The sequence below is a fragment of the Roseiflexus sp. RS-1 genome (assembly GCF_000016665.1).
Lineage (GTDB): Bacteria > Chloroflexota > Chloroflexia > Chloroflexales > Roseiflexaceae > Roseiflexus.
Genome location: NC_009523.1, coordinates 1,052,152 through 1,065,258 on the forward strand (window position 1 = coordinate 1,052,152; position 13,107 = coordinate 1,065,258).

The window sequence follows — 13,107 nt, forward strand, 5'->3', positions numbered from 1 at the left end:
TCGTTATAAGACGCGCAGCAACCAGCGACGCCCCGGCAGACGCATCTTCGCCAGTTGCTCACGATCCTGCGGTTCCAGCCCGCCGGTTGCGCGCAGCGCTGCAATGAATGCACCTGCGCCCAGCAACGCCACGCATGTCAGCAACCCTGCCTCGCGTAACCGCACAAGAATGCTGGCATGCGGCGGAAGGTTTGGCAACAGTGCCGCCATCCCCGCTACCAGGAGCGCCATCACGCTGCTCGCCAGTAGAACGCGCAATGTAAACCGCCAGGGCCAGCGTAATCCCATTAACCGGTATCCGCTTACTGTCACCCACAATCCCCCCAGGACACGCGCCAATCCGAATGCCAGCGCCACGCCAGCGATGCCCAGTAGCGGCGACAGCAGGACCAGCAACGGAACGACTGAGAGTGTCAGCAAGCGCGAAATCACAATGACGCCCAGCTTTTCGTAGACGATCAGCGCGTTGTATGCGGTGGTCAACATACTCTCCAGAAAGAGACACGGCACGAGCACCCACACCAGCGATGCAGCATCGACATACTGCGGCGTCAGCACGGTGAGCACCGGGCGCGCCAGCAGGATCAATCCCACGGCGCCGGGGATGAGCAGCAGCGCTTGAAGTCGCGCCAGCGACTGATATGCGCCCAAAAGCGTTCCGCCCTCACCTGCGCGCACCCTGGTGAACAGCGGCACCTGAACGCCAACCATCGGTGTGTACAGGTAGCCAAGCACCATCCCAACCACCGACGCGCCAGCCCAGAGCAGGGCGACATCGCTGATGTCGTTCGCCAGAAACACCGCAAACGACTTGCTTGCCAGAAAGTCGGTCACCGTCATAAGGAATGAAACCGCGCAGTAGCGCACGAAACCGGACGGCAGGGCATTGGCAAGCGACAGGTCGGGCGCTTCCTGTCCGTCATCCGACCAGGAGCGGATATCGGATTTCCACAAACGGTACACGTTCCATGCGGCCAGCGCAACGGCAATCGCGGGGGCAACGAACATGGCGATCAGCACGCCGATGATTGCACTACGGTCAGGATCAGGAGTCAGCCGGCTGATGAGAATGGCCGTTGCACTCAACAATGGCGGCAACAAACCCGCTGCCAGCGCCACACTGTTCCAGGCGCGCTGCTTGAAAAAACTGTTCAGGTACGCCATCAGCATGTCGTAGCAGATGCCCAGGAAGAGCATAATCAGGATGGTGAGCATAATGAGCCAGCCAGACTCATCGATGAACCGTACAAGGGTCATCTGCTCGACAGGCGGAATGCGTCCATCGGCAAGCACCTTGCCCTGCAACTCGCCGATGTAGCGGTCGTACCCTGCGATCAATCCGGCAAACACGAGGGTCAGGACGGCAACCTGCGCCACAAGCACCGCGAAGAGCAATCGCAACACTGCGCGTGGTCCGCCGGTGCGGTTCGTTTCAGGGATGTACTTCGGCAACGCACGGGTTGTTCCCAGGTCGATCCAGGTGCCCAGTCCATTACTGGCGCCGCTTACCAGCGCCAGCAAGCCGTAACTGGTCAACGGCAGCACCGTCAGTTTGAGCAGCGTTGCGACAATTTCGGCGATCATGCGCAGCGGCACGAACACCGCGTTCCACACAACGGCGCGCGATACCTGGCTGGCGAGCGAAGGGGCGCGACTGGTTGTCGGTTCGGTTGCCATTGCTACTGTTTGACCAGTCCCAGTTCAAACATGCCGGTGTACCAGTCGCGTTGCAGGCGATACGCAGCGCGCTCCAACCCCAGGCGGCGCAGCGCCGCTCGCGCGATGCGGTGCGCCGGTTTCGGACTGGAGAGCGTTCCACGCAGCAGTTCTTCTTCGCGGAGATCGCGCACGCAGAATCCGCAGCGCGCCGCGAGCGCCGTGAATGTCTGGTACTCGAAATAGTGCATGTCACTCAACCGCTGCATATCACGAAACGCAGCGCCCTGCTTGCTGCGCCCGCGGCGCGCGATCAACCATTCGGCAAACGGGCGCGGCATCCAGTTGATCCCCCGCATATGGTAGTGCGGATCGATCCAGGCTCGTCGGTTGATCACCGTTATCAGCGCCACGCCACCAGGGCGCAACACCCGCGCAATCTCGCGCAGCACCTGTTCCGGCGACTGCACGTGCTCAATGACATCCCAGCATACCACAGCATCGAATGCTGCATCAGGCAACGGCAACGCTTCGCCAGCGGTGTTGATCACCGGCACGCGCAGGTGGTAACGCGCCGCGCGCAGCAGAATGATCCGACAGTAGGCTGGATTATATTCGCTGGCGACAACCTGCGCGCCACGTAGCGCTGCCGCAACCGCAAAGCCGCCCATGCCGGCGCCGAGATCGAGCAGTCGCACTCCATCGACCCGTCCGGCAATCTGTTCCAGACGGGCAAGCCGGTCGCTCTGGTACGCTTCCTGATTGATGCGCCGCTCGCGCCAGCGCGTAAAGTCGCGCCGCCAGCGCATATGCCGCAGCCAGGGATCAATCGCCTGCTCGAGTTCGGTTGGTACAGCGGATGGTTGGGTCATCATGGTTGAGAGTTCAACGTATAACCGGTTATATGTATGTTCAACGCTACAATGCTCAGATCACGTCGGGATTGCGGGTCATACGTCGTCGGCGCACGCAGGCGCAATCGGGTCTGTCCCGGCGGTGCAGTCACTCCTATGCGATAGGTGCGTACCGAACGCGGTGCCTCCCAACGCGCGATCAGCCGCCGATCCTGCCACAGTTCCACCGGTCGCGCCGTCTCGTAAGACGCCAGGGTCAACGCCAGCGTCACATGGATTGGCGCATCATACGGGTTGACCAGCCAGATCGCGTTGTCGGCGCTCCCCCAGCGATGCCGACCGTTATCGTTGCGCTCCACGTCGTCCCATCCTTTGCCTGCATACACGAAGGGACGGCAGGCGTCGGCGAACCGGGGCAGTTCGTACCGGCGATACTGCGCATCCTCATACACCGGCGTCGGCGCATGCCCGATCAACCTTCCGAGCGTTTCCGCGACCTGTTCCTGCTCACGCGCCGTCGTCAGGTCGGTGCGCACCACCACGTGGCGCACCGGCGCGAAACACTGCATCGCTCTGACCGTGGATTGGTCGAGCGGAACAATATCTGGCTGTAATGCTTGCATTGTTCCAATGGCGCGCAGCAGCGGCATATTGAACGTCTCATACGCCGGTCGGCGCGCGATGAACCCGCCGATGATTGGTTGACCGTGGACGATCTGATTCCGTAAGGTGCGGCTTGTTTCGAGCACATCGAGCGGCAGGTCGGCGACGGCGCCGGGGCGCGCTGCAATCTGTTCGTACACCGCCGGGCGCTCCAGCGGCAGGAAGACGCGCCCTGACGGCAGCCAGAGTTCGAACAACCCTGCCATTACCGCTCCTGCTACCGGTAGCATGCGCCAGACATCTGGCGTCCCCCGGCGCAACTGCGCCAGCCCCTGCGCCGCTGCGATGCTCATCACCATCAGCACCGGCGCGATAAACAGCGCTGGCTTGCGCGCTGTCCCGAACAGCGGAAGCCGATCAAGCAGCGCATACGGCATTGGGATGCCCGTGTCCTTCCCCAGGATGTGCAGACCAGGACCCATCGCCAACACCCAGAGCACGATGGCAGTGAACGCCAGGTGCCGCTCGCGCCGCCAGACGGTTCGCGCGCCGATAATCGCCAGCGCCATCAGGGTCCATCCCGCCGGAACATACCAGACGCTTGGAGCGAAGTATTCGGCAACCGGGCGCATCCATTGCTCGACCTGCGCCCCCCACAGCGGTTGGTACACATTCGGAAAGAATAACCCGAACAGGTCGACCGACGAGTTGTACACATATGCTTCCAAGATCGCGTCACGCGCCTGGTGACCTATCGGTAATACGTCACGCCGCATAAGCATCCCGGCGAGAAACGGCGCCAGCAGGATCAGCGTTCCAATCGCAAACAGCGCATAATGGCGGGCGAGGATCAGGCGCTCACGAACTGCTGCGAACCGTGCAGCCATCCATACAATTGTAAGTACGCCACAGATCGATGCCCAGTACCAGTCGGAAAGCACGACCGGCGCGGCGATTGCCGCAGCGCATGCAATGCGCCAGCGCTCCGCGCCGCGATCCAGCAATGCCAGGGCGTAGATATAGAACGGGATCCAGTGCAGGCTGAACAGGTTAAGGTGGCTGTTCTGCAACTGTGCGATGTGGAGCGGTCCGAGCGTAACCAGCACACCGCACACCAGCGCCTCCCAGAATCCGCGCACATAGTGGTAGGCGAGCAGAAAGACGCCAAACCCGGTCAGCGCAAAACCCAGCAGCACCGCTGCGTTGAACGCCGCCACCGGACCCGCCAGCAGATAGACCGGCAGCGTAAGCACTGCATTCGGCGCGCTGAGCGTTTGCACATACAATTGCACGCCGTCCGGGTAGAAGAGCAGGTCGGTCCAGAACGGGTTGGCGCCGTGCAGGATCGCCTCGCTCACCCACCAGAGATGCCACAGATGCAATCCAGCTTCTTCGCCGCCAGCAAAGTCGAATCGCCCTGGCGCGCCGTCGATTCCGCCGAACAGAAGCCGGTCGAAATGCAACGCCAGGGGCCAGGTGACAATCAGCGCCAGCAGCACGTAGCATCCGAGCGCCAGCGCATAGATGGCGGCGATGCGGCTGCTGGAAGGAGCCGCCCGCTCAGCAGACGAGCGCTTCATAACGTTACTTGCTTTCCGTAGCAGTGTAATCTGCAAGCTGCACCTTCAGTGCTATAACGCTTAACTCACGCTGCGACTGCGGGTCATACGTCGTCGGCGCACGCAGGCGCAATCGGGTTTGTCCCGGCGGTGCGGTCACTCCTATGCGATAGGTGCGCATTGGGCGCTGCACGTCCCAGCGCGCGATCAGGCGTCGATCGTGCCACAGTTCCACCGGGCGCGCCGTCTCGTAAGACGCCAGGGTCAACGCCAGCGTCATATGGATTGGCGTATCATACGGGTTGACCAGCCAGAGCGTGTTGTTGGCGCTGCCCCAGCGATAGGCTAAGGAACCGGCATATTCAGTAGCATACCAGCCTCTTCCCAGCGCAACCCATGGACGGGAGCGATCAAGAGTTGATTCTTCGGGTCGATCTCTGTGGTTGCATTCTATTACCATGCCTAATTGCCCTGGTGATGTAATACGCTTGCAACTTAAATCAGGATAGCGACTCTCCAGGAGACGCTGTACGTTTGCATCATTTGTAAACACGTATATGGGCTTCTTTGATCGAATCCAGCTCTTCTTTATTTCTAGGTTAGGAGATTTATGCCATTCTTTTAATGTTTTTCCGTAAATTTCTAACCAATAGTCGAGATATCTCGGCATTGCCATCTTATCCCACTTGTGAATTATGAAGATAGATTCCTCCTGGCAAATCTCAGCAAACTCTTTCATAAGTGCGGATGGTTTATAATAATTCTGGTAATAATTGTTTGTAATGTCTTGTAAATGCCTTCCAGATTCTAAATTTGATAGCAGGATTCTATCGCGATATACTACTGAAAAAGTAAATGAGATGATAGCGGCAAGAAAGATCAATACGAGAGAAATAGAAGTAAATCGAACATTGAAACCTTTGATTGCTTCTTTCAGAGATATACCCCCGATCATAGAGAAAGGGATGACTAATGGAATAAATGTTCGGTCAAACGGTTTGTCACCCCTAAGAGCACTCAATAAGAATGGAAGTACCATTAATACCAGAAGTAGATAAAAAACGTTGTAATCCCGGTTTCTATCCCTGAAAATCTTCATAAGTCCATATAATACTGGTAAGAGTAGTAAAAACCGTTTTGAGATGAGATGTCTGAAAAATGCAGGCATAAGTTCTGTTAATGTACTCAAGTTGGGCATTCCTGATGTTCTTGTCATATTGTTGTCGATTACTTTTGGAAGGATGGGGATATACCAGATTGTGGCGATGGCGATGCCTGACATAATCATGATCGCCAGCTTTATCTCGCGGTTAGTCGTTAATTTTCCGTTAGTTCGGACGTTTTTATTTCTCAAACTCGAAAACAGATACCTTGATAACCAATAAATGAAAATAGGCGCGATAATGTATATATTTGATGGGATGGTATAAAAAAGCAAAGAAGTCAGTATTATGACTAAAGATCCACTTATCCTGCTTCCACCCGTATAATAATGTAATTTATAGTATAAAATCATTCCGAGCAGTGTCATGCTCAAGGTATAGCCTCTAACCTGAACAGTGAAGTTTATGAAAGGAAGAGTTGATCCCAGGATAATAACTGTAAAAAATCCTGCTATCGGACCAAAAAAGTCTCTTACAGTCCTATAGACGTATATAAACGTCAAAAATGTGTAAAAAAGCATTAATAAGCGGATTTTCCACGGTTCTCTAAGTAAATCGAAATCATCGATGCCGAATCCGTTCAGATAAAAGTGGTTTAGTATGTTGGCGAAAATATGATTGTTTGGCGCGCGATAGTCGGTTACAGTCGTTGATATCGGAACAAACACAAAATGATGTAGTGTATAAATCTCGTCATGCCAGAAATCGAGATTAATGTATGCGGCAATGATATAAATAATCCATGGCAATGTGGCTGCACACGCCATGAGCGTCCACACGAGATCCGAACGAGGAGACAGACTCTTCGCTGGTCTGTCTGATAATATAGAATGAGTGGACGTGTCTTTATACGAGTTCACTGGAGTTCCTTTTCTAGAACAATGCTGTGTGCCAATTTCTCCGGCGCCTACGGCGTGACCCGCACGTCAGTAATCGCCACTCCGCCATACCACGGCGCCGTCTCCAGATCGAGCAGTCCTGTTGCACTTGTGAACCGCACTGTCAGTTCGGGATTGTACTCACATTCGCGTATACCTGATAGCGAAAGATGCACCTCCTGCGGCGCTCCGGTCAGCGTGACCCGCTCGTGGATGTTCCAGTCATCAAGCGAGATGTCAACCACACGTCCAGTCGGTCCATGCATGCGCACCTCCAGCTGCCCGCACCCGCCGCGCACTCGCACTCTTCCCTCTCCCAATGTCCAGCGCCCAACGGTAAGATCGGGAGTGGCGGGCGCGAACCCGGCGTAGAACCCGAGCGCAGCGGGATCGCCGGGAATGATGCGATCCGGCGCGACGCCCTGCTGGATGTTCCATGCCCATTCCAGCAGATCGTTGCCGGTGCGCCAGTAGCCGTCGATGGCACGCAGCGCCGCTGCCGCTTCCGCCGGATTGTCGAGCGCCGCAGCGGTGAGCACGCGCATTGCCTGCGCGTATAGACTGCGATGTTCCATCGACGCTGCCAGGCGGTAGAGTTCCAGCGCCCGCTCATTGTCGCCCTGCGCCAGATAGAGATCGGCAAGGTCGATCACGCGCAACGGGTTGTCGGGAGCGACTTCTCGCGCCCGTGTCAATAACCTGCCAGCCCGATGAACATCACCCGCTGCGAGCGCTGCGCGTCCCGGCACAGTATACCGAAGACTTTCGATCCACGAGATGTAGCGGGTGCTGAACATGAACGCCAGGAAGATCATTGCCCCGATCAGCGCCGCGTAACTGCGCCGGTCGCGCAGGAGTCGATCAGGCTGCCGCCATAGTGCTGGCAGCCTGACCAGCGCATATGCTGCGAATGGCAGAACCGCCGCCACAACCGGCAGGCGCAGACGGGGATGTCCAATCGTCAGCGCCGCCAGCAGTGTCGCCAGCCCGACCCACAGTAATGTCGGCACAGCGCGCGCAGGTTGCGGCATGAAGCAGAATCCGCCGATTGCCAGCAACATCAATGCAACGTACTGTGCATCCGCCAGTGCGGTCAGTTCCAGCCGATATTCACCCGCATTCTGCACGATTGGCGCGCCGCGTGAGTCGATCGAAATGACATCGCCAACCGCATAACTGCGCGTTTGAAGCGCGTAGAGTGATGCGATCTTGAAGCGCATGCGGGTGAGAAACCGCACCGGATCGTCACGAATATTATCCCACGCCATGCGCAGGGCAAGCGTCTGCCGGTCGGCAAGGTTCGGAACCGCTGCCAGGCGCGCCTCGCCTGCCGCCTGTTCGGCGTCATCGCGCACAGTACCGTACCACATACTGATGCCGCCATTCGTATCGCTCACGATCAGGCGACCGTGCACCAGATAATTCCGCCCCGCCCACGGTCCGATGACCAGCATTGCGCCCAGCAGCAGGAGGATCGCCGGATGACGCCAGCGCCATACCGGATACCCGTCGGACCAGGCGCGCCATGCCATCCATGCCGCCGCCAGCGGGATCAGATACACGCCAACCGCGCGCGTCAGCGCCGCAAGCGCCAGGATCACGCCAGTGCCGAACGCCATTCGCCCGCTTTTGCGTTCAATCGCGTTGTTGAGCGCCGTCAGACCGGCAACCAGAAGGGTTACAAACAGCGCCTCGGCGTAGAGCGAACTGGCATACGATGCCAGCGGAATAAAGATCGCTGCCAGCAACGCCGTGACCAGACCGGTGATCCGCCCGAAGAGGTGCGCGCCACATGCGTAGAACGCCAGCACCCCGACGCTCAAGATGCACGCCTGGATCAGCAACGCACCGGCGACATGCATCCCGGCTGCCGACAACAGGAGCGCCAGAAATGCCGGATAGACCGGCGGACGCAACCACTTGCCGGTGTCGTGGTAGCCGCCGTGCAGGATATGGATGGCTGCGCGATAGTACTCTTCCGGATCACCAGGCGGCACAGCGCCAGAGCGCGCCTGGATCCACCAGAACCAGAGACGCATGACCAGCGCCAGCACAACCACGGCAACCAGCGCGATCCGGCTGGCAGTCGGCAGAGCGCGCGCATTCCGCAGCGTATGATGATCGAGCATCGTCCTGTTAAGGATTGTCCGGCGCCTGACGCATCACCAGCAGATCCTGTTCTTCGGCAATCACCTGCCAGCGACCCGATTCACGCAGGCGTTGAACGAAATCGCGGTGACGATCGGTGCGCAGTGCTGCGGCGCGTGTATCGATAAAGAGATACTCGGCGCGCTCGAGCGGCGGAAACGACTCATCGGGCGGCACGTAATAGATGAAGCGGCGTGGCATCATCCGCGGCGCGAGAAACGACGTAACCCCCAGCGATGCGTCGGGCGGGATCAGTGCAGCCAGACGCTCCATCGCTGCCAGTCGTTCGGGTGTCTCGCGGTAGAGCACCGTTGTCGCCACCGGATTACGATACGCCAGATTGGTTGCTGCTGCGATGCCAATCGCGCCGATCATCAGCGCATATGCTGCACGCGATACGCCATTGTTGCGCCGAGCCACACCGACGCTACGTTGGTCTATCGCTGCGTTTCTTGCCTGCCACCATCGCCACAACCGCGCAGCGCCAATGATGGCGGCAAGTATCAGACCGGGAATAACGATCGCCTGATACTGTTCACGCACGGTGATCTGAAACGGGCGCAGCGAGAGCAGGTTCATCGCCAGCGGCGGCGCCGCCAGCAGCGCGACATCGGGTGCGAGCAACGGCAGCAACGCCAGCGGCAGCAGCATGAGAAACAGGTACACCACCTTGTCGGGCGTAAACATCAGGCGCAGCACATCACCAGGACGACTGACAATCGTCCAGAGAATGGCGCCTGCACTGTCGCCGAGATGCGAATAGTAGGCAAGTTGTGGGCTTTTGCCGGGCCAGATTTCGGTATAATCCCCCTCCGTCACCGTGCCAGTCTCGCCTTGACGCACCTGATAGTCCGGGCGGTAGAACGACGGCACGATAACACTGGTCGACAGATAGAACCATGCCAGCCCGATCAGAACCGGCGGTAGCGCCCAGCGCCATCCCACACGCCACAACGCTGCCAGGAAGCCGAACATGGTCACCACCAGCGACACGTCGGTGCGGGTTGTCAGCGCGAGCGCCAGCAATCCCACGTATGCGCCCAAATCACGCGTGTTCGCCCGTCCATCCGCAGCACGCTGCAAAAAAAAGAATGCACCCAGCAGCGCCGGAATTGCCAGCGTGCGCGGTTGCCATGGAGCGCTCATCGTCACAAACCAGAGCGAGGGGTAGAGCAGATACACGCCAGCCCATCCCAGCCCGGCAAGACGCGAACCACCAAAGCGATCCCGCGCAATCCCGTACACCGGCAGCGCACCGAGCGCCATAAAGAGCGCCTGAAAAAAATTGAGCGTCAACGCCGAGGGAAACAGCGCATAGAACGGAACGATCAGCAGGATCGCCGGAATGAAATCCATCCCCCACAGATGGTCGGTGTGGCGATAGTGTGATATTTCAAGAAATCGTCCCTGCGTCGTATTCCAGATCGATTGCTGATAGTCGATCTGATCGTACCCCTGCGCCCAATGGACGTACTTGAACGTCAGACCAAAGAAAAGAATGGCGATGTACAGCGCAATGAGCGCCGCCAGCGTCAGACCCGCCCGTCGCTCGATCGTTGCGAGTAGCTGCACAATGCCTGTGTTGGAATATTCGTGGTGTGATGCAAGCGCTCGTGTCATATGCTCTGAACTCTCGCCTGTTCCTCGCCTTACACCGCTCGCGCCTCGCGCCGCCCCCGCGATGGCCCCCGCCGCCGGTGCGTGCGTAGCGCCGCTGCGCCCCTCCACGTGGTCGTCCCACGTTCAACGTGCAACGTTCAACCTGCAACCCCTCGCACCTCATCCCCACACGCTGCGGCGCTGCTGCGCCCCTCCACGTGGTCGTCCCACGTTCAACGTGCAACGTTCAACCTTCACCCCCTCGCGCCTCATCCCCTCGCGCCTCATATCCTCACACCACCGGCGACCGCAGAATACGAATCACCCAGAGATCGAGCGCCGTCGCCAGCGTAAAGGTGTAGATCGTCGCAACAAGCGCCTTCCCCCACCACCCGCGTCGCCAGAAGCGCTCAGCGTAGATCGCCCAGCAGAGGCAGATGGCGGGCACAATGTAGAACAACTGCTTGTCAACCATCGACACCCGATATCCCACCAGCATGAACAGGGTTCCGACCGAAAACCACGCTGCCAGCATCACCCACAGCAGCGGGCGCTTGCGCAACGCAACAAAGCCCGGAACAACGAATGCGAGCGGAATGAGCAAACCGTAGTACAAAAAGCCATCCGGTCGCATATCGTACCGCAAGTGGCGCCAGAAAGAGAAAAGGTAGTCACTGAACGGCGGACGCGCCACACCGACGCTCTCCGGACCACTTGTCGCCAGACTCAGCATATACGGTATGGTTCGCTCGACAATCGGTGGAATATACTGACCGTAGTAGATCAGCGTTGCCGCTGCCAGCGCCACGACCAGTGAGAGTGCAACAGGGCGCAGCGGTTTTCGGTCGATCCCCACCGGTGCGACGAGCGCGATTCCAATGAAGCAGACGATGAACACAATGTGGAAGACCGCCATCACCGTGTAGAACAGGAGTGTGATCACGGTCAGCACGGTGAGCAGGGCAAACGGACCCCGTTCGTGGAGACGCGGATAGAGTGCGACCATGACCGTCGAGGTGACAAGCGTCCACCACATGCCAGATGTCGTCGGAACATTCCCCCACGAATGGAGCAGGAAGGTCACGGGTGTAACGGCGTAGATCAGTGCCGCAAAAAGCGTTGCGCGATGGCTCAACCCTGCCTTGCGCGCCAGAAGAGCGATCAGAAACACGCGACTGTTATCGAGCAGCGCGCTGAAGAGGTTCGCGCTGGTTTCGAGCGACCATGGTAAGAGGGCAAAACTCGTCGAAAAGAGGTGAAAAAACGGCGAATAGGGAATGACAGGGCGATTCGGTCCCCACTCGTTAATCGGCATCACCGATTCTGAGAAGGCGCCAGGGCGATACATCTCCGCCCAGTGCCCATCGAGGATCCAGCGCACGCGATCCATGTGCCAGCCGACGTCGATAGCGCGCATATAGGGGAAGAGTAATCCGCCACCTTTCAGCCAGAGACCGACAAGAAAGATAACCAGCAGCGCATACCGCACTGCCGGATCAAGGGGGGTATCGAGTTTACGGAAGATCCAGCCCACACCGCGATCCGCCACCGGCGTCAGCGCAAGGGTGAAGAGCACAAACCATGCCAGCGGCCCCAGGAATAGCCCGGTCGGGTAGCGGTACGCCATCAGCGCCCATGCGCCGATCAGCGCCACCACGATGCCCGCGCCGCACGCAATCCATGCCGGAACCCGCGCTGCGCGAAGGGCGCCGTACATACCGGCAACAATGGTCATTGCTGGCAACACTGCGCTCCACGGCGGCAGCGCCGCAGCCGGCGCACGGGTGAGCGGCGTTACTGTCACACGCTCCAGCGACACTCCCAGTGGGCGTGGATCGCGGTACGGATTCGCTGTGATGTCCAGATTCAGGTTTCCGTTGTTAAGGGTGCGCGCTGGCGCGATCAACAGATAGCGGCGCATACCCGGCGTCTCAGGCAGAGCGGCAATCCTTTCTCCATTGGCGAAGACGTGCGCATTGACCGCGCCGCCATCCGGATGCGCCACCAGCGCCCGCAGTTCCACACGCCAATCGCCGTGTCCCAATGCAGGAAACGTAATCGTCGAGCGTTCACTCGTCCACCGATAGGTCAGCGCTCTGGCGATTTCGGCATCGATCAGGCGTACCGGCGGCACATCGAGCGTGCGGTCTGGAATCGCTTCGATGCGCAATCGCACGCCGCCGGACAGATCCATGTCATCGGGCAGAAGCAGGCGAAAGCGCCGGGCGCCGCCACGATCATCAAGGGTGTCGATCCGCCGATCATTGGCATAGACCGCAATCAGACGACGTGGATGAACTGCATCTGGCTGCCAGTCGTCCAGCGTCAGCGTCACCATGCGTGCATCGTCACGCAGCGGCGCCGCAACAACGACCTCGTTTGAAGCGGGGAGCGCAGCAACCCGCATGAGGACTGTCTGTGCGGTAAACTCGCGCCCGTGCATACCACGGATGTAGGGATAGTCAAGACGGGCGCCAATATCGAGCGTTACCTGCGGTTGAGCGGCATAGGCAACCAGCAGCGCGATCAGGGCGCCGAGCGCCGTCATCGCCAGCGGCAACCCTGGTTGCCAGCGACGCAGATTGATCAACGCTCCCGACCAGGCGACCGGAGCGCGTGTTGCTTTCGGAGCAGCCAAACCTGACAA

General features: G+C 58.9%; 7 protein-coding genes. All 7 read right to left on the reverse strand.

The annotated features are described in order from the left end of the window. Positions 1-3: 3 nt before the first annotated feature. On the reverse strand, positions 4-1,677 hold the full coding sequence (locus tag ROSERS_RS04400) for a hypothetical protein (protein ID WP_011955614.1): 1,674 nt from the start codon (positions 1,675-1,677) through the stop codon (positions 4-6). Positions 1,678-1,679: 2 nt separating this feature from the next. Then, entirely contained in the window at positions 1,680-2,531 is an 852-nt protein-coding gene (locus tag ROSERS_RS04405) for a class I SAM-dependent methyltransferase (protein ID WP_011955615.1), read from the reverse strand. Beyond that, positions 2,528-4,693 (reverse strand): hypothetical protein, encoded by a 2,166-nt coding sequence (locus ROSERS_RS04410; RefSeq protein ID WP_011955616.1) that lies wholly within the window; start codon positions 4,691-4,693, stop codon positions 2,528-2,530. The genes ROSERS_RS04405 and ROSERS_RS04410 overlap by 4 nt, the downstream gene beginning before the upstream one ends. Before the next feature lie 4 nt (positions 4,694-4,697). Then, the gene (locus ROSERS_RS26390) at positions 4,698-6,584 is read right to left on the reverse strand and encodes a hypothetical protein (RefSeq protein ID WP_198136356.1); all 1,887 of its coding nucleotides are present in this window, start codon (positions 6,582-6,584) and stop codon (positions 4,698-4,700) included. A gap of 158 nt (positions 6,585-6,742) precedes the next feature. Next, a complete protein-coding gene (locus ROSERS_RS04425; protein ID WP_011955618.1) occupies positions 6,743-8,842 on the reverse strand; it encodes a glycosyltransferase family 39 protein in 2,100 nt (699 codons plus the stop codon). A gap of 7 nt (positions 8,843-8,849) precedes the next feature. Then, complete coding sequence (locus ROSERS_RS04430) at positions 8,850-10,481, reverse strand: DUF2079 domain-containing protein (protein WP_157040969.1); 1,632 nt, start codon at positions 10,479-10,481, stop codon at positions 8,850-8,852. Between the two features lie 271 nt (positions 10,482-10,752). Next, positions 10,753-13,098 (reverse strand): hypothetical protein, encoded by a 2,346-nt coding sequence (locus tag ROSERS_RS04435; RefSeq protein WP_232282759.1) that lies wholly within the window; start codon positions 13,096-13,098, stop codon positions 10,753-10,755. Positions 13,099-13,107 lie beyond the last annotated feature (9 nt).

What these genes read in the sequence shown, in the direction of transcription:
- ROSERS_RS04430 (WP_157040969.1), bottom strand. Translation starts at nt 10,481, where the DNA reads ATGACACGAGCGCTTGCATCACACCACGAATATTCCAACACAGGCATT.
- ROSERS_RS04425 (WP_011955618.1), bottom strand. Translation starts at nt 8,842, where the DNA reads ATGCTCGATCATCATACGCTGCGGAATGCGCGCGCTCTGCCGACTGCC.
- ROSERS_RS04410 (WP_011955616.1), bottom strand. Translation starts at nt 4,693, where the DNA reads ATGAAGCGCTCGTCTGCTGAGCGGGCGGCTCCTTCCAGCAGCCGCATC.
- ROSERS_RS04405 (WP_011955615.1), bottom strand. Translation starts at nt 2,531, where the DNA reads ATGATGACCCAACCATCCGCTGTACCAACCGAACTCGAGCAGGCGATT.
- ROSERS_RS04400 (WP_011955614.1), bottom strand. Translation starts at nt 1,677, where the DNA reads ATGGCAACCGAACCGACAACCAGTCGCGCCCCTTCGCTCGCCAGCCAG.